Source organism: Erythrobacter neustonensis (genome assembly GCF_001663175.1).
Lineage (GTDB): Bacteria > Pseudomonadota > Alphaproteobacteria > Sphingomonadales > Sphingomonadaceae > Erythrobacter > Erythrobacter neustonensis.
Genome location: NZ_CP016033.1, coordinates 335,823 through 351,583 on the forward strand (window position 1 = coordinate 335,823; position 15,761 = coordinate 351,583).

Annotated in this window: 18 protein-coding genes; 7 read left to right on the forward strand and 11 right to left on the reverse strand. The window is 65.8% G+C overall.

Annotated features, from left to right (window positions below; genetic code table 11):
- Positions 1 to 41 precede the first annotated feature (41 nt).
- Positions 42 to 248, reverse strand: a complete 207-nt coding sequence (rpsU, locus tag A9D12_RS01575) for a 30S ribosomal protein S21 (RefSeq protein ID WP_067402220.1) — start codon at positions 246 to 248, stop codon at positions 42 to 44.
- Positions 249 to 476: 228 nt separating this feature from the next.
- Between rpsU and crcB the strand changes: the two genes are divergently transcribed.
- The 6 genes from crcB to A9D12_RS01605 are packed head-to-tail and all read left to right on the forward strand — an operon-like array spanning position 477 to position 4,374.
- Positions 477 to 893, forward strand: coding sequence for a fluoride efflux transporter CrcB (gene crcB / locus A9D12_RS01580; protein ID WP_068349110.1), 417 nt, complete (start codon positions 477 to 479; stop codon positions 891 to 893).
- A complete protein-coding gene (locus A9D12_RS01585) occupies positions 890 to 2,176 on the forward strand; it encodes an RluA family pseudouridine synthase (RefSeq protein WP_068349113.1) in 1,287 nt (428 codons plus the stop codon). Before crcB ends, A9D12_RS01585 begins: the two co-directional genes overlap by 4 nt.
- A complete protein-coding gene (locus tag A9D12_RS01590) occupies positions 2,176 to 2,775 on the forward strand; it encodes an FMN-binding negative transcriptional regulator (protein ID WP_068349116.1) in 600 nt (199 codons plus the stop codon). Before A9D12_RS01585 ends, A9D12_RS01590 begins: the two co-directional genes overlap by 1 nt.
- On the forward strand, positions 2,772 to 3,434 hold the full coding sequence (locus A9D12_RS01595) for an HAD-IA family hydrolase (protein WP_068349119.1): 663 nt from the start codon (positions 2,772 to 2,774) through the stop codon (positions 3,432 to 3,434). The genes A9D12_RS01590 and A9D12_RS01595 overlap by 4 nt, the downstream gene beginning before the upstream one ends.
- Positions 3,431 to 3,670, forward strand: coding sequence for a hypothetical protein (locus tag A9D12_RS01600; protein WP_068349121.1), 240 nt, complete (start codon positions 3,431 to 3,433; stop codon positions 3,668 to 3,670). Before A9D12_RS01595 ends, A9D12_RS01600 begins: the two co-directional genes overlap by 4 nt.
- The gene (locus A9D12_RS01605) at positions 3,667 to 4,374 is read left to right on the forward strand and encodes an ATP12 family chaperone protein (protein WP_197489848.1); all 708 of its coding nucleotides are present in this window, start codon (positions 3,667 to 3,669) and stop codon (positions 4,372 to 4,374) included. The genes A9D12_RS01600 and A9D12_RS01605 overlap by 4 nt, the downstream gene beginning before the upstream one ends.
- A gap of 21 nt (positions 4,375 to 4,395) precedes the next feature.
- On the opposite strand, the gene A9D12_RS01610 is transcribed toward A9D12_RS01605, so the two are convergent.
- Genes A9D12_RS01610 through A9D12_RS01625 form a run of 4 tightly spaced genes read right to left on the reverse strand, consistent with a single transcriptional unit; the run spans position 4,396 to position 7,943 of the window.
- Positions 4,396 to 5,001 carry an ABC-type transport auxiliary lipoprotein family protein gene (locus A9D12_RS01610; RefSeq protein WP_068349124.1) on the reverse strand — a complete coding sequence of 202 codons (606 nt, stop codon included), beginning with the start codon at positions 4,999 to 5,001 and terminating at the stop codon, positions 4,396 to 4,398.
- A gap of 13 nt (positions 5,002 to 5,014) precedes the next feature.
- Positions 5,015 to 5,965, reverse strand: a complete 951-nt coding sequence (locus tag A9D12_RS01615) for an MlaD family protein (protein ID WP_068349127.1) — start codon at positions 5,963 to 5,965, stop codon at positions 5,015 to 5,017.
- Positions 5,966 to 6,013: 48 nt separating this feature from the next.
- Positions 6,014 to 6,820: an ABC transporter ATP-binding protein gene (locus A9D12_RS01620; RefSeq protein ID WP_068353395.1), complete on the reverse strand. Its 807-nt coding sequence runs from the start codon at positions 6,818 to 6,820 to the stop codon at positions 6,014 to 6,016.
- 10 nt (positions 6,821 to 6,830) lie between these two features.
- Positions 6,831 to 7,943, reverse strand: coding sequence for an ABC transporter permease (locus A9D12_RS01625; protein ID WP_068349130.1), 1,113 nt, complete (start codon positions 7,941 to 7,943; stop codon positions 6,831 to 6,833).
- A 108-nt stretch (positions 7,944 to 8,051) separates the two neighbouring features.
- Here A9D12_RS01625 and A9D12_RS01630 point away from each other — a divergent pair, with 108 nt between their 5' ends.
- Complete coding sequence (locus A9D12_RS01630; protein WP_068349133.1) at positions 8,052 to 10,796, forward strand: valine--tRNA ligase; 2,745 nt, start codon at positions 8,052 to 8,054, stop codon at positions 10,794 to 10,796.
- Positions 10,797 to 10,921: 125 nt separating this feature from the next.
- On the opposite strand, the gene A9D12_RS14585 is transcribed toward A9D12_RS01630, so the two are convergent.
- The 6 genes from A9D12_RS14585 to A9D12_RS01655 all read right to left on the reverse strand — a co-directional run bounded on the left by A9D12_RS14585 (position 10,922) and on the right by A9D12_RS01655 (position 15,647).
- A complete protein-coding gene (locus A9D12_RS14585) occupies positions 10,922 to 11,641 on the reverse strand; it encodes a hypothetical protein (protein ID WP_156522761.1) in 720 nt (239 codons plus the stop codon).
- Positions 11,642 to 11,719: 78 nt separating this feature from the next.
- A complete protein-coding gene (locus A9D12_RS01635; protein WP_068349136.1) occupies positions 11,720 to 12,055 on the reverse strand; it encodes an insulinase family protein in 336 nt (111 codons plus the stop codon).
- A 42-nt stretch (positions 12,056 to 12,097) separates the two neighbouring features.
- Positions 12,098 to 12,493 carry a M16 family metallopeptidase gene (locus tag A9D12_RS01640; protein WP_197489849.1) on the reverse strand — a complete coding sequence of 132 codons (396 nt, stop codon included), beginning with the start codon at positions 12,491 to 12,493 and terminating at the stop codon, positions 12,098 to 12,100.
- Positions 12,494 to 12,495: 2 nt separating this feature from the next.
- Complete coding sequence (locus A9D12_RS01645; protein ID WP_068349143.1) at positions 12,496 to 13,806, reverse strand: amidohydrolase family protein; 1,311 nt, start codon at positions 13,804 to 13,806, stop codon at positions 12,496 to 12,498.
- A gap of 96 nt (positions 13,807 to 13,902) precedes the next feature.
- Positions 13,903 to 14,610, reverse strand: a complete 708-nt coding sequence (locus A9D12_RS01650; RefSeq protein ID WP_068349145.1) for a LytR/AlgR family response regulator transcription factor — start codon at positions 14,608 to 14,610, stop codon at positions 13,903 to 13,905.
- The gene (locus A9D12_RS01655; RefSeq protein WP_082925327.1) at positions 14,607 to 15,647 is read right to left on the reverse strand and encodes a sensor histidine kinase; all 1,041 of its coding nucleotides are present in this window, start codon (positions 15,645 to 15,647) and stop codon (positions 14,607 to 14,609) included. Before A9D12_RS01655 ends, A9D12_RS01650 begins: the two co-directional genes overlap by 4 nt.
- Positions 15,648 to 15,761 lie beyond the last annotated feature (114 nt).

Consider the following 15,761-nt stretch of genomic DNA (forward strand, 5'->3'; position numbering starts at 1 on the left):
TTCAAGCGGTTCCGGCGGGCGACACGCACTTGGCGACGGGATTATTTGCTCCCGTCACGCTCCATCCGCTTGCGCTCCATCTTGCGAGCGCGGCGCACGGCAGCAGCCTTTTCACGGGCGCGCTTTTCCGACGGCTTTTCGAAGTGACGACGCAGCTTCATCTCGCGATAAACGCCTTCGCGCTGCAGCTTCTTCTTGAGCGCGCGCAGGGCCTGATCGACATTATTATCGCGAACCATGATTTGCATAAACGACGACTACCTCATGTCAAAACGCCAGAGCCCTGCTTGATTCTGCGCAGGGATACGCGGTGAATTTCCAATGAAATGCGGGCGATTCCCTTGGGGGACCGCCCTTCAATCGGCGCCCCGATAGTCCAACGGCGGGAAATTGGCAACCCTGTCGCGGCATGATCGGGCAGGTTCGTGCGCGCGCCGCGCTAGGCAGATCGCCTTGCCGCCGCTAAAGGCAGCGCCATGTCCGGTGAAATCTCCCCCCTTGTGGCAAGCCTCAACGTCGCTGTCGGCGGCGCGGCAGGCTCGGTGCTGCGGTATCACGCAGGCCGCGCGGCGCACAGCCTTGCGCCTGCGGGGAGCGCATTTCCGTGGGGGACGCTGGCGGTCAATATCGCGGGCAGCCTCTTGATGGGCCTGCTGATCGGCTGGCTGGCGCGCGGCACGATGACCGACACAGGCACCGAATCCACGCGGCTGCTGCTGGGCGTCGGCCTGCTTGGCGGCTTCACCACCTTCAGCGCCTTTTCAGCCGAGCTGGTCACGATGCTTCACCGCGGGCAGATCGGCATGGCGGGCGCCTATGTCGCCGTCTCGCTTGTCGCCGGGATGGCGGCGGTGCTGGCCGGCCTTGTCACTGCTCAGAGTATCGCTGCATGAACGAAACCACCTCCCCCGCCCCCGCTTCGCCCGAAGCTGTCCGCCAGTTCACTGTGGGCGAGGATGATGACGGCATCCGGCTCGACCGCTGGTTCAAGCGCAACCTGCCGCAGGTCGGCTTTGCCACGGTCTCGCGCTGGGCGCGCACCGGACAGATCCGGGTCGATGGCAAGCGCGCCAAGCCAGAAGACCGGCTTGCCACCGGCCAGACCCTGCGCGTGCCGCCGGGCGGCGAGGATGCGCCTGCTGCCGCCGCGCGCAAGGCCGCGCCGCGCGCCCGCAGCTTGAGCGCCGAACAGATCGCCGAGGCCAAGGCGATGGTGATCCACGAAACCCGCGCCGCGATCGTGCTGAACAAGCCGCCGGGCCTTGCGACGCAGGGCGGCAGCAAGACGACGAAGCATGTCGACGGGCTCCTCGATGCCTTTGTCGAGGACGAGAAGACCCCGCGCCCGCGGCTGGTCCACCGGCTCGACAAGGATACCTCGGGCGTGCTGCTGATCGCGCGCACACCGGGCAGCGCGGCGAGCTTTTCCAAGCGGTTCGCCAGCCGTTCGGCCCGCAAGGTCTATTGGGCGCTGGTGGTGGGGGTTCCCGATCTCGCCGAAGGCGTGATCGATGCCCCGCTCGCCAAGCAGCCGGGCACCGGCGGCGAAAAGATGCATATCGACGAGGAGAACGGCGCGGCCGCCAAGACCCGTTACCGCGTGGTCGACAGCGCCGGACAGCGCGCTGCCTGGGTCGAGCTTGAGCCCTTGACCGGGCGCACGCACCAGCTGCGCGTTCACATGGCCGCAATCGGCCACCCGATCGTGGGCGATGGCAAATATGGCGGGCAGGACGCCTTCCTGACCGGCGCGGTCAGCCGCAAGATGCACTTGCACGCGCGCCGCCTGATCATCAGCGAACCCAAGGCCACCGGCAAGGATGCGCCCGCCAGCACCGGCAAGCTCGATGTGACCGCCGAACTGCCCGAGCATTTCGCGATGAGCATGGATGTGCTGGGCTTCGATCAGGGCCTGTCCGATGCATCGCCGCTGCGCGAGGATACGCCCGAACGCACGCCCGAAGAAAAAAAGCAGGCCGCGCGCCGCCACTTCAAGCAGGCGCGCAAGGAAGAACGCGCGCCGCGGCGCGCGCGCGGCGCGGCCAATGCGCAAGCCAAGCCCAAGCCCAAGGGCAAGCCTGCTCCGGGCGGCAAGAGCAAACCCGCTGGCCGGGCGGGCGGCACGCCAGCAGGCAAGCCGGGCGCTCGCCCCCCTGCCCGCAAGCCGGCCCGCTGATGCACCCCAATCCGCTTTTCCGCAGCGAAGATCCGGCCCTGCCTGCCCGCCTGATCGACGCGGCAGGGTTCGGAATGGTCTTTGCCCAGACCCCCGAAGGGCCGCGCGTCGCGCATACCCCGATCATGGCCGTGGGCGATGATCGGCTGCAATTCCACCTCGCGCGCAGCAATGCGCTGACCCGCCATCTTGTGGGCGCGCAGGCGCTGATCGTGGTCAACGGGCCCGATGGCTATGTCTCGCCGCGCTGGTATGTCGACCGCGACACCGTGCCGACGTGGAATTACATCGCGCTCGAGTGCGAAGGCGCGGTGTCGCAAATCGCCGACGACGCGCTGGAAGCCTTTTTGCACGCTGCGATCCTGCGCCACGAAAGCCTGCTCGGCGGCGCGCCGTGGCAAGCGTCCGAATCATCGGCGAAGGTGTGGGAGGGACTGTTCCGCGGGATCGTCGGCTTTGAAATGACGGTCGCGGCGATGCGCCCCACGCTGAAGCTCTCGCAGAACAAGTCGCCCCGCGAACGTGCGGCGATTGCCGAAGGACTTGCGCAGGCAGGCAAGGCCAATTTGGCGCAGGCGATGCTAGGGGACGCGGCGTGACCCGGCTGGCGGTGTTCGATTGCGACGGCACCCTCGTCGACGGGCAGGCCGATGTCTGCTGGGCGATGGCGCGGGCGTTCGCGCGCGCGGGCCTTCCCGTGCCCGACGATCATGCGGTGCGCCGGACAGTCGGCCTCAGCCTGACAGCCGCAGTGCGCCGCCTTGCCCCGCAGCTTGGCGAGGACGACAACCGCGCTGTCACCGAATTCTACCGTTCGAGCTTTCGCGCACGGCGGGAGGAAGGCCTGCTCGACGAGCCGCTGTATGACGGGATCGCCGATCTTTTGCGCGGCCTTCACGCAGACGGCTGGAGCCTTGCGGTCGCCACGGGCAAATCCGACCGCGGGCTGGCCGCCTGCCTGGCAACACATGGCATCGCCGACCTGTTCGTCTCGCTCCAGACCGCTGACCGCCACCCGTCCAAACCGCACCCCGCGATGCTCGAAGCCGCGCTGTTCGAAGCCGGCGCGCAGCGCGCGGAGGCGGTGATGATCGGCGACACCAGTTTCGACATGGCGATGGCCAAGAGCATCGGGGTCGCCGCGATCGGGGTCGGCTGGGGTTATCACGGCGCGGACGAACTGGCCGCGAGCGGGGCGGCCTGCGTGGTCGAAACGTCCACGCAGCTTGCCGCCGCGCTTGAAAGGCTGCTGCCATGACCCTGCCCGAACCGACCCGCGGCGATACCCGCGCGCGCAATGGCTATCTGGTCATCACCGCGCTGCGCTTTACCGGGATCGCGATGATCATGGCCGGCTTTGCGATCGTGCGCGGGGTGATCGACCTGCCCTATGCGCTCGGCGCGGTGCTTGCCGTGCTGGGCTTTATCGAATTCTTCTTCCTTCCGCGCGTCGCCGCGCGCCGCTGGAATGCCGGAGCCAAGGACACGCCATGATCCGCCGCTTTTACAAGGACGTCACGCTCGCAGCCCAGCCTGCGGGCGGGTTTCAGGTGATGCTCGATGCGCGGGGGGTGAAGACCGTGGGCGGCAAGCCGCAGATCGTGCCCGCGCAGGCGCTGGGCGAGGCGATGGCGGCCGAATGGCGCGCGCAGGGCGAGAAGATCGATCCCGCCAGCCTGCCGCTGCGCGACATGGCCGATTATGCGATCGACATCGTTTCGGCCGATCCGGCGGCAATCGCGCGCGCGCTGGTCGCCTATGCCGACACCGATACGCTGTGCTACCGCGGCGATCCCGACGAGGCGCTCCATCAGCGTCAGCAGACCGAGTGGGAGCCGCTGCTTGCCCGGGTCGAGGCCGCGCATGGCATCACGCTTACCCGGATCAGCGGGATCGTTCACCGCCCGCAACCGCCCGAGGCGCTCGCCGCGCTGGAGGCACGCTTGCTGGCGCTGCCGCCCTTCGTGCTGACGGGGGTGGAGGCGATGGCCAAGCTCGCCGCATCGCTCGTCACCGCGCTCGCCGCGCTTGACGCCCGGCACAAGGACGAGGCACGGATGCTGTGGCAGGCGGCGTGTCTGGAAGAGGAATGGCAGGCCGATCTGTGGGGCCGCGATTGGGAGGCCGAAGAACGCCGCGCCCGGCGCGAGGCCGATTTCCTGCGCGCGGGCGCCTTTGCGCGGTTGTCGCAGGCCTGACGCAGCCGGCGGCGGGCGCCGTCAGCCCTCCGCCACCCAGCCTGCAATATCGGCGGCAACCGCGTTGGCCGCGGTGTTGAGCGCCGCGCCGACCGCGCGCGTTTCGGCGGCAACGCCCGCTTCGCGCGCTTCGAAACGGCGCGTGGCGATCGCGCCGTCCCTGCCGATCCGCACGGCATCGAACCGCACCACCGCCGAGGATGTCGCCGCATCGTATCCCATGTCGATCAGCGTCCCCTGCACCGTCACCGTCGCCAGCGTCGCGGTTTCATCGCCGTCGATCACCATCGCGTTGCCGCGGGCGCGGATCGTCTCGCCCACCAGACGGCGGAACAATCGCGCGGGCTTCTCGACCCAGACCGCTTCCTGCAGATAGGCAAGCTCGGTCTCGCTCACCGCCACAGGCACGCGCAGCACGTCAAGCTTGGCGGGCGTATCGAAGGCGAGCACCGCGATCACCGGGCGCGCGGTGCCGGGGGCCGCGCCGGGTCCGGCCGGAGCGGTCGCCGCAGGGCTCAGCGTCAGCAGGCTGGCTGGCGGTTTGCCGCCCAGACTGATGCATCCTGCCAGCGCCAGCGAAATGGCCGCGGCACCGGCGATCCGGAAGGGTCGGTGGGTCAAGCGCATCGCATCATCATCCTTATTGCGGCTTGTAGTCGGGCAGCGTCTTGCCGCCCACCAGCGCGCCTGCGCCTTCGGCTTCGAGCTTTTCGGTGATCGAACGCAAGGAGCGGCTGGTCGCGCGCAGATCCTGCAAGGTCGCCTCGGCATTGGGCAGCGTGCTGGTGCGCAGCTGACGCGCGGCGGGGCGCGTGTCTTCGAGCGTTGCCGACAGCGACGCCAATGCTGCGTTGGCGCTGCGCAAGGTCGCGCGCAGTTCCTGTGCCAGCGGCGCGCCATCCTTGTTGATCAGCGCATCCGAGCTTGCCGCGACCTTTTCGAAGGCATCGAGCGTCTGGTTGAATTCCTGCATCGTGACGCGGAATTCCTTGAGGTTGGCGGTCAATTCAGGCGCGGCATCGGCCATCCCCGCGGTCAGCCGGTTCGAATTGGCCAGAATGCCCGCCAACTCCTTCTGGTTGTCGGGGCCGAGAATGATGTTGAGCTGTTCGGTCAGCGTCGCCAGCCGTTCGAGCAGCAGCGGCGCATTGGCGACGATTTCACCAAAGCCCCCGCGCCCCGGCGGGATGACCGGGCGGCCTTCGGGGCAGGCGGTGGTCTGGCAGGTGATCGGCGGATTGTCCTTGCGCGCGCCGTCAAGCAGGATCGTCGAGACGCCGGTGAAGCTCGCCTGGATCGTCGCCTGCGTGCCGACGAGGATCGGCACCTCTTCCTTCACCTTGATCCGCACTCGCACGAATTCGGGATTGTCCTTGGCGAGCGCGATTTCGGTGACCTGCCCCACGGGCACGCCGGCGTAACTCACCTGGCTGCCGTTCGCGAGGCCCGAGACCGACTGGTTGTAGAAGATATCGAATTCGTCCTTCGCGCCTTCGTTCAGACGCGCGACCCAGACGATGAAGGCAGCCAGCATCGCCAGCAGCACCAGCGTGACCGCGCCCACCCACAGATGATTGGCTCTGGTTTCCATGGCGTCCCTATGCGGCCGCTTGCGCGGACTTGTCCAATATTCTGTTGATCATGCCGCGCTCTCCCCGGCGAGGTGCGTGGCATGCGCGCTGCGGCCGCGCGGGCCGTTGAAATATTCCTCGATCCACGGATGGCCCGTCGCGATCAGTTCGGGGATCGTGCCCACCGCAATGATGCGCCGGTCCGCAATCACCGCCACCCGGTCGCAGATTTCATACAGCGTATCGAGATCGTGGGTGATCAGGAACACGGTAAGGCCCAGCGTCTCCTGAAGCTCGCGGGTCAGGCGGTCGAACTTGGCCGCGCCGATCGGGTCGAGCCCGGCAGTGGGTTCATCGAGGAACAGAAGCTCGGGATCGAGCGCGAGCGCGCGCGCAAGCCCGGCGCGTTTCTTCATCCCGCCCGACAATTCGTTGGGATACTTCTGCACCGCGCTTTCGGGCAGGCCTGTCAGCATCACCTTGTAACGCGCGATCTCGGCACGGAATGCGGGGTCGAGATCGGGGTAGAACTGCTTGAGCGGCACCTCGACATTCTCGCCCACGGTCAGCGTCGAGAACAGCGCGCCGCCCTGGAACAATACGCCCCAGCGTTCGCGCACCACAAGATCGGTTTCGGCATCTTCGCCGCACAGGTTGCGGCCCAGCACGCGGATGCGCCCCGCTTCGGGCGTCTGCAGCCCGATGATCGAGCGCATCAGCACCGATTTGCCGGTGCCCGAACCGCCGACCACGCCGATGATCTCCCCGCGCCGGACAGTGAGGTCGAGCCCGTCATGGACGAGGAAATCGCCGAAGCGGTTGACCAGCCCTTCGACTTCGATCGCCGGGCTTTCGTCGCGGGTGTCCGCGTTCATCCGCATCGTCCTACCCCCACCCGATTTCGGTGAAGAACACCGCGAAGAAGGCGTCCAATACGATCACCGCGAAGATCGCCGAAACCACCGCCATCGTCGTGCGGCGGCCGACCTCTTCGGAATTGCCGTGCACCTGCATGCCGTGGAAGCATCCTGCAAGCGCAACGATCAGCCCGAACACGGGCGCCTTGATCAGCCCGACCCACAGATCGTGCACCGGCACCACTTCCTGAATGCGGATGAGGAAGGTGAGGAAAGGGATGCCCAACGTCAGATCGCCCACCACCGCGCCGCCGATGATCGCCATCATCGCGGCGAAGAAGCCGAGCAGCACCATCATGAAGGTTGCGGCCAGGATGCGCGGGATCACCAGCACTTCGATCGGCGAGATGCCGATCGTGCGCATCGCGTCGATTTCCTCGGTCAGCTTCATCGTGCCGATCTGCGCGGCAAAGGCGCTGCCCGAACGGCCCGCCACCATGATCGCGGTCATCAGCACGCCCAGTTCGCGCAAGGTGATCCGCCCGACGAGGTTCACGGTCAGCGCCTCGGCACCGAATTGCTGGAGCTGCACCGATCCCTGCTGCGCGATCACGATCCCGATCAGGAAACTCATCAAGCCGATGATCGGCAGCGCCGAAACCCCGACCAGTTCCATCTGGTGGACCAGCGCCTTGAACGGAAAGCGCGAGGGATGGCGCAGCAGGCTGCCCGCGCCGATCAGGATCTGGCCGAAGAAACCGACCACCCCGAAAATCCCGCCGCGCGCATTGAACACGTGTTCGCCAAGCTTTGTCGGCACGCGCTCCCACACCGGCAACCGGTGCGGGTGCGTGTCGCCGCCCGCATCGATATCGCGCATCGCGGCAAGCAGGCGCCTTGCTTCGGGGCTGGCACCGGTGATTTCGCTGTCGTGGGCGTGCGCCGCGCGGCATACCAGCCATGCGCCGACCGTGTCGATTTCCTCGACCCCGGACAGATCGACGGTTCCAATCGGGCCATCGATCGCCTTGAGCGCGCGCTCGATCGGGCCGATCGCGGGAAGCGTGAGCAGGCCCGACAGCACCAGCCGCTGGCCGCCCTCGCCTGCATCTTCGAGCAAATAGTGCGCGGCATCCTGCATCTTGCAGCGGCTATGGGGCGATTTTGGCTCGCCCGCAAGACTTGGGGCAACCACGGGCGCGCTCTATCATTGCATCGCACCATGGGTGCTGGCATGGCGCGAAGCATTATGGCGAACCCCACCGACACCGCTCTGCCCACCACCTTCGACCCCGCCGCGATCGAGGCGCGCTGGTATTCCCACTGGGAGGCGAACGGCCTGTTCCGGCCCGAACGTCCCGAGGCCGAAGCCTATACGATCGTCAACCCGCCGCCCAACGTCACGGGCAGTCTGCATATCGGCCACGCGCTCGACAACACGCTGCAGGACGTGGTGATCCGTTATGAACGCCTGCGCGGCAAGGACGCTTTGTGGGTGGTCGGCACCGATCACGCGGGCATCGCGACGCAGATGGTGGTCGAGCGCCAGATGGAGGCGCGCCAAGACAAGCGCACCAACTATTCGCGCGAGGCTTTCGTCGACAAGGTGTGGGAGTGGAAGGCGGAAAGCGGCGGCACCATCACCAACCAGCTGCGCCGGCTCGGTTGCTCGATGGACTGGGGCCGCGAGCAGTTCACGATGGACCCGCACTTCACCCGCGCGGTGATCAAGACCTTCGTCGATCTCTACAATGATGGCCTCATCTACCGCGACAAGCGGCTGGTGAACTGGGACCCCAAATTGAAGACCGCAATTTCCGATCTCGAGGTCGAGACGCAGACGATTGCGGGGAGCTTCTGGCACCTGCGCTATCCGCTGGCGGACGGCGCGAAGCTCGACGATGGGCGCGATTACATCGAGGTCGCCACGACCCGGCCCGAAACCATGCTCGCCGACATGGCCGTGGCAGTCCATCCCGATGACGAGCGCTACAAGAGCGTCGTCGGTGCGCAGGTGATCCTGCCGATCACCGGCCGCCGCATCCCGATCGTGGCTGATGAGCACGCCGATCCCGAACTGGGCTCGGGCGCGGTCAAGGTGACGCCGGGGCACGACTTCAACGATTTCGAGGTAGGCAAGCGCGCCGGGTTTGCACCGGCCGACATGCTCAACATGCTCGATGCCGAGGCCAACGTCTGCCAGACCGCCGACGGACTGGTGCCGGAGGAATTCCTCGGCCTCCACCGCTTCAAGCGCGACGGCGTCGACGGCGCGCGCGAGCTGGTGGTCGCGAAGATGAAGGCGCTGGGCCTGCTGATCCCGCACGTCACCAAGAACAAGGACGGCGAGGAAATCGAACACGACGCCGAACCGCGCCAGATCGCGACGCCCTTCGGCGACCGCGGCGGCGTGGTGATCGAGCCGTGGCTGACCGACCAGTGGTATGTCAACGCTGCCGAACTCGCCAAGAAGCCGATCGAAGCGGTGCGTTCGGGCGAGGTGCAGATCGTCCCCAAGACGTGGGAGAAGACCTTCTTCAACTGGATGGAAAACATCCAGCCGTGGTGCGTCTCGCGCCAGCTGTGGTGGGGTCACCGCATTCCGGCGTGGTTCGCCGATGATGGCCGCTGTTTCGTCGCTGAAGACGAAGCCGCCGCGCAGGCGCTCGCAGGCGAAGGCATCGCGCTGCGTCAGGACGAGGACGTCCTCGACACGTGGTTCTCATCTGCCCTGTGGCCCTTCGCCACATTGGGCTGGCCCGAGGGCGGCGCGCCGCTCCTGCAAAAACACTTCCCTAACAGCCTGCTCATCTCCGGGTTCGACATCCTGTTCTTCTGGGATGCGCGGATGATGATGATGGGCTTCTACAACATGGGGCAGAAGCCCTGGGACACGCTCTATCTCCACGGCCTCGTGCGCGCAGCCGACGGCGCAAAGATGTCGAAGTCCAAGGGCAATGTCGTCGACCCGCTCGGCCTCATCGACCAGTATGGCGCGGACGCGCTGCGGTTCTTCATGGCGGCGATGGAGAGCCAGGGCCGCGACATCAAGATGGACGAGAAGCGGGTCGAGGGATACCGCAACTTCGCCACCAAGCTGTGGAACGCGGCGCGTTTCTGCCAGTCGAACGGGATCGGTGCCTCGGACACGATCAAGGCCCCGCCCGCGCGGCTTGCGGCCAACCAATGGATCATCGGCGAAGTGCAGGCCTGCGTTGCCGAAATCGACAAGGCAATGGCAGACCTGCGCTTCGACGCGGCGGCCAATGCGATCTACCAGTTCACGTGGAGCAAGTTCTGCGACTGGTATCTCGAACTCATCAAGCCGGTCTTTGCAGGGGACGCTGACCCCCCACCCGCCATTGAAACCCGCGCCGTGGCCGGCTGGGCGCTCGACCAGATCCTCGTCATGCTGCACCCCTTCATGCCCTTCATCACCGAAGAACTGTGGCACAAGCTGGGCGCGCGGCCCTATGAACTGATCGTCGCCCAGTGGCCCGCGCCCGAAGCGGAAGTCAGCAAGGAAGCCACCGACGCGATCGACTGGGTGATCGACCTCACCACCAGCACCCGCAGCGCGAAGAACGAACTCGGCATCGCGCCCGGCGCGAAGCTGGCGGCATGGCTGGCGGCACCTTCGGACGTTGCCGCGCGCACCATCGAGCGCAGCAGCGCCGCGATCGAGCGCCTCGCGCGTCTCACGCCGGTAACCATCGGCGAGGCCCCGGAAGGCCCGGCGATGCAGGTGACCGCAGGCGAGGACGTGTTCGTCATCCCGCTCGAAGGCATCGTCGATATCGCGGCGGAGAAAGCGCGGCTGGAAAAGGCGCTGGCGGCTTCGCAGAAGGAAGCCAAGTCGCTCGGCGGCCGCCTCTCCAACCCCGCCTTCGCCGAGAAGGCCAAGCCCGAAGCGGTCGAAAAGGCCCGCGCCGACCTCGCGCATCACACCGGCGAGGTCGAACGGCTCACGGCAGCACTGGCGCGGTTGGGGTAGACTGCATGATCAGCTCCCCCCGGCGCTTCGTCCGCTTTCAGGACTCGCCGGGGTGATGAGTGGGAAACGGAAGGGCAACTGATCGGATCATCGCGATATCATAGCCCCGCGCACTGCTGCCCTGACTATTGCTGAGATGGTTTAATCACTCCACCGGGTTGGATATCTTTCAATACAGCCGCCAATCGATCGACATTGCCGGTTTCTACGAGAAACGAGAAATTTGCCCCGTCCCCTCCTTGGCGGTCTAGGTTTCTGGTGACCGAATAGGTCCAGCCAAGCTGCTCGCGAAAAAGCTCCTGCAGCGTTTTTTCGAAACCGGTCGAGAAGTCGTTGCCGCAGTGGCCGGATGGAAGGCGCTCTTCCGAAGCTTGCGCGATCACGACACGTGACATGTCGGGGTGCACCGTGGGCCGCGTGCTGACAAGCCAGCATCCGAGTTCGAACGATACGACGTCTGCGGATACGTTTTTTCGTTCTGTCAGGATAGTGAGCAAAGGCCTCCTGAACCAGACTGCGAAGACTGCCTCGGCTTCGTCGGGCCTTGTGTCGGCGATCCGTGCTCCTCGCTCACGATCGCCCAGCAATGTTGCAAATGCCCGCGCCAAGGCACTTCCCGGCGCAGGCCGCGGGCTTGGTCTCAACGCGGAGGGATCGTAATCGGCGATCGAGACACGTGTCAGCCAATTGGCGATGAAGATGCCAGCGTCCGCCGGCGGCGAGAATTGCGGGAAAGTAATTTGCGCTCCGATATTTCCGGCACGGTCCGACGCCCGGTACCAGATTGTGCCCGATGCACCGTCGCCGTAGCGCGCGCGAACCGCCGCGAAAAAGGCGTTCTGCACATTCGCCGCAGCGCCTTCCGAAGCCGCACTGTGCGGATGCGAGAGGTGAGGCGCTGCTCCGTACAGCGTGACGGATGCCTAGTCGGCTTGGAGTGTAACGATGCCGGGTTGGTCGTTGCCCTCAACCCGGAACGCCCCTTGCGTGCGCGACACGCCAGGCGATCCGGGGAAATCGAAGTTTTTGCGGACGGTCTGCTCCATCGGGCGCAAGGCCATAGGGGCGACCACGATCAGCTCCATGTTGCTTGGCCGGTACCAGTGCCCGAACCAGTTCGCCAAGGCCTCCACGCCAATGCCAGCGAGCGAAGCTTCGGTGCCGATCGGCAGCGATGCATGCGGATGCCCCTTCCCGAATATTTGCGGAAAGGCGACGGATTTCACCCTTGTGTCGAGCTGCCAGGATATCTCGCGCATTTCCGCAAGGACGATACGCTTCTCGATCGCGAACCCACCAAGCTACACCACATCGGCAGCAGCGCGCATCCGGTCCGCCTCCAGCGCGAGCGCCTGATCGAGCTTCTGGGCCGGAACGGTCCAATAGAAATTGGTGCGGTCGAAATCGGTGCCTGCGTTGATCTCCTCGCCGCCCAGATCGGCAGCTTGCAGCGCATGGCGGTCGCCCGAGTTGAAGCCGCGCGCGAACACATGTTCCGCCAGATGCGCGATGCCGCGCTGGTCGCTTCGCTCGTCGGCCGAGCCGGCCGCCACGTTGACAAGTATCGCGGCGCGCGAGGCGTCCGGTGCCTCGACCAATGTCACCCGCAGCCCGTTTGGCAGAACGAACGATCGTTCTTTTGCCAACGCATTCTGCGGGACTGACAAGGCCCACAAGGCAACCAGCGCGAGCAGCACCTTCATCGCGCGATCACTTCGCCCTGCTTCACCGCCAATTCGATCCTGTCCAGCGCCGACAGGTCACGGGTGGGATCGCGATCCAGCACGATGAAACTGGTTTCAGCGCCTTCCGCGATTGCGCCGATCGCGCGGTCGGGGAACAACGCGCGCGCGGTGACGTGCGAGGATGCCCGCAGGGCTTCGGCAGGGGTCATCAAGCCGGCTGCGACCAGCGCCTTGATCTCGTCGATCACCGATCCGCCCCACAGATCGCTGCCCGTCAGGATCGGAACTCCGGCCTTGCCGAGACGCTGCATGTTGTCACGAACGACCGGAACGATGCGCGCCCACTGATCGGGCTTGCGCTGCCAGATCTGGCGGTAGACCTCGAAGGTCGGGATCACCATCGTGCCTTCCTTTGCCATCTGCGCGATTGTCGCATCATCGAGCCGCAGATCGTCAAGGGTGATGTATTTGCTCGGCGAGGTCGGCAGGTGCGCGAGGATGTCGACCCCGGCCTCCACCGCGATGCGCGCGTCATCGGCGGTCTGGACATGCGCCGCCACGCGCGCGCCGGACGCATGCGCACGGCGAACGATTTCGGGCACCAGTTCCGGCCGCACGCCTGTCTTGCCGTCGTTCACAGGGTCGATGCGGCTTGCCTCGTCATTGGCATCGACGAGGATGATCTTCACCAGCTTGGGCTGTGCCGCTGTCGCCTGCGCCCACTTGGCCTCCACGTCCGCCACGCTGTCGACCGCCCAGAAAGCCTTGTCGATCAGATCCGCCGGCGTCAGCGGATAACCGCTCGCGCGGGCGTTGCCGACGGCAAGCGCGATGGGGTGCCCGTTCGATGCGGAGAAGGTTGCCTCGGCAAACAGCGTGTCGGGTGCGCCGGGCGCGTTCAGGAGATCGCGGAAACCGGCGATATCGTCGCTGTGCGCGGCCATCTGGGCGTTGTAGAAGATGCCGCGCCGCAGATAATCGTCGGCCATCTGCCGCACCGACCAGCGGTTCTGAAGGTTGTGGTTATGCCCCTCGGCCAGCGGCGGCATGGCATAGCGCCCGTCCAGATCGATCGTGATGTCGACGCGGCGCGGGCGTTTCCGGGTGAATTTCCCTTCGACGCTGTACCAGGTGGCCTTGGCAAACCGGGTGCCATCGAACCAGTAGCCACCGACCATCGCCATGGTCGCTGCGGGCAGGCGCGGAGCAATCGTCGGATTTTGCGCGCCGGGCACCGGCTCGTCCGCCTGCACCTGGGGCGGCATGAGCGAAAGGATTGCGGCCAGGCCGGCAAACTGTGCGGCACGGCGAAAAGACGGGTTCATTCAAGCCTCCTGATCTGGTTCGGAGGCCATTGCTGCTGGCGATATAGGAATACAGGCCGGACAGCACGAGACGCGGCGGATGCGGCGTGAGACGTGTCAGCCGGGCCCGAGCGCCGCTTCGATTGCGGCGCGGCAGGTTCGGCTGAACCGCACTTTGGCGCCGCTATCGAGATGCAGCGTCCCATCGCCGCTGCGCTCGGTTTCGAGCGACCGGATCGCGGCGGCGCGAACGATCGTAGCGCGTTGGACGCGGACAAATCCCGGGCCAAGCTGCTCGGCAATCTGCGCCGAGGACTGGCGCAGCAGGTGGACCTCGCCCTGCGCATACACGCATTGATAATGCCCGGCCGCCTCCACCCGTTCGATCAGGTCGGGGGCGATGTAGCGAATACGCGCCCCGTCGCGGACGGCCAGCGGTTGCGGCGTTCTGGGGCTGTCCGAAATCTGCCGCGTCGCTCTTTCAAGTGCCTGATCGACTGCCGATTGCGTGACCGGTTTCAGGAGATAGTCGGCCGCCTGCTGCCGCAATGCCTCGATCGCGTAGGTGGCATCGGCTGTGCAGTACACAATCGAAGGCACGCCTTGCGCTTTCGCTGCCACCCCCAGATCGACGCCCAATCCATCGGGGAGGTGGATGTCGAGAAAAACGATGTCGTAGGCATGCTGCGCCAGCAAGGCGTGTGCCGCCTTGGCGCAATCAGCCGCGTCGACCTGCGCGATTGCGGGCCGGGCGCTTAGCGCATCGACCAGCGCGGTGCGCATCAGGAGCACATCCTCGACAACCAGTGCCCGCAGCCCGTTCATGCGGGCAAGCCGATGCTTACCCGAAAGACACCGCCGCTGCGATCATGCTCAAGCGTTGCAGCCTTGCCGCAATGGATCGCCAGCAGCCGCCGCGCGGTTTCGATGCCCGAGCCGAGCCCTCGCGAAGGTTCGGCGACAGGCGGAGCGGGGTTGGACAGTTCCAGCGTAACCTTGCCTGCATCCGTCCGCGCCGCCTCAAGCCGCAACCAGCGCACACCATCCTCGTTGCAGGCGCCGTGGGTCATCGCATTCTCGACCAGCGGCAATAGCATGCGCGTGGGAACCGCCTGCCGCCAGAGGTCATCGGGGATCACCCGCTCGAACCGGATGTCGCCGTGCAGCATGCGGTAGAGCGAAAGATGCTCCTCGATCTCGCCGACGGCTTCGGCCAGCGTCTGGATATGGTCGGTTTCGGCCAGACTGGTCCGCAGCACATCGGCCAGCGATGCAATCACACTCTCGGCCTTTGCCGGAGACTGGTGCGCCAGTTGCGCGATCGAACCCAGCGTGTTGAACAGAAAGTGCGGGTTGAGCTCGGCCCGCAGCGCGCGCAGTTCCGCTCCCGCGGCGTCCTGCGCGTGGCGTTCGGCGCGGCGGGACCATACCAGTGTCTGGCCGATCGCAATCACCGCGATGAAGGTCGGCACGGCAAAAAGGCTGGTGATCACAACCCGCTGCGCCAGCTGTGCCAGATCAGGTGCGGACACGATCGAACCGCTACCGATCAGGTTCGCAGCGGCTTGCAGAATTGGCAGCACCGCGGTGACCGCGGGGATGATCAGCAACCCCGCCAACAACAGCAGGACGGCATTGCCGAACGCCCGGTGCCCATGCAGCGGCCAGAGGTGACACATCCTGAACAGCAGCGGCGTGACCAGCGCCCAGGTGCCGAAGTGCAGGATGTTGTATGCCAGCACCCGAAGAAAATCGATTGCTTCGGGTTCGGACACATTCACCAGCGTCGATGCGGGCGTCCAGGCAAGCGCAACCAGCAACCAGCCACAAGCGATCCAACCCCACAACCTCAGCGTCGTCATGCGGTGTCCCGAGCGAGGACCGGATGTAGCAAAAAGTTGAAATTCTGCATCAGGTTAGGTCCAGACAAGACATGGTTGCCTATGCGGCTTACGCGAGGCAATTGCCATCTGCCG

Bases quoted from the DNA above. Each gene is read 5' to 3' on its own strand.
- A9D12_RS01630 (WP_068349133.1), top strand. From the start codon at position 8,052: ATGGCGAACCCCACCGACACCGCTCTGCCCACCACCTTCGACCCCGCC.
- A9D12_RS01610 (WP_068349124.1), bottom strand. From the start codon at position 5,001: ATGCGCTTGACCCACCGACCCTTCCGGATCGCCGGTGCCGCGGCCATT.
- A9D12_RS01635 (WP_068349136.1), bottom strand. From the start codon at position 12,055: ATGCGCGAGATATCCTGGCAGCTCGACACAAGGGTGAAATCCGTCGCC.
- A9D12_RS01615 (WP_068349127.1), bottom strand. From the start codon at position 5,965: ATGGAAACCAGAGCCAATCATCTGTGGGTGGGCGCGGTCACGCTGGTG.
- crcB (WP_068349110.1), top strand. From the start codon at position 477: ATGTCCGGTGAAATCTCCCCCCTTGTGGCAAGCCTCAACGTCGCTGTC.
- A9D12_RS01645 (WP_068349143.1), bottom strand. From the start codon at position 13,806: ATGAACCCGTCTTTTCGCCGTGCCGCACAGTTTGCCGGCCTGGCCGCA.
- A9D12_RS01655 (WP_082925327.1), bottom strand. From the start codon at position 15,647: ATGACGACGCTGAGGTTGTGGGGTTGGATCGCTTGTGGCTGGTTGCTG.
- rpsU (WP_067402220.1), bottom strand. From the start codon at position 248: ATGCAAATCATGGTTCGCGATAATAATGTCGATCAGGCCCTGCGCGCG.
- A9D12_RS01590 (WP_068349116.1), top strand. From the start codon at position 2,176: ATGCACCCCAATCCGCTTTTCCGCAGCGAAGATCCGGCCCTGCCTGCC.
- A9D12_RS01585 (WP_068349113.1), top strand. From the start codon at position 890: ATGAACGAAACCACCTCCCCCGCCCCCGCTTCGCCCGAAGCTGTCCGC.
- A9D12_RS01605 (WP_197489848.1), top strand. From the start codon at position 3,667: ATGATCCGCCGCTTTTACAAGGACGTCACGCTCGCAGCCCAGCCTGCG.
- A9D12_RS01650 (WP_068349145.1), bottom strand. From the start codon at position 14,610: ATGAACGGGCTGCGGGCACTGGTTGTCGAGGATGTGCTCCTGATGCGC.
- A9D12_RS01600 (WP_068349121.1), top strand. From the start codon at position 3,431: ATGACCCTGCCCGAACCGACCCGCGGCGATACCCGCGCGCGCAATGGC.
- A9D12_RS01625 (WP_068349130.1), bottom strand. From the start codon at position 7,943: ATGCAGGATGCCGCGCACTATTTGCTCGAAGATGCAGGCGAGGGCGGC.
- A9D12_RS01620 (WP_068353395.1), bottom strand. From the start codon at position 6,820: ATGAACGCGGACACCCGCGACGAAAGCCCGGCGATCGAAGTCGAAGGG.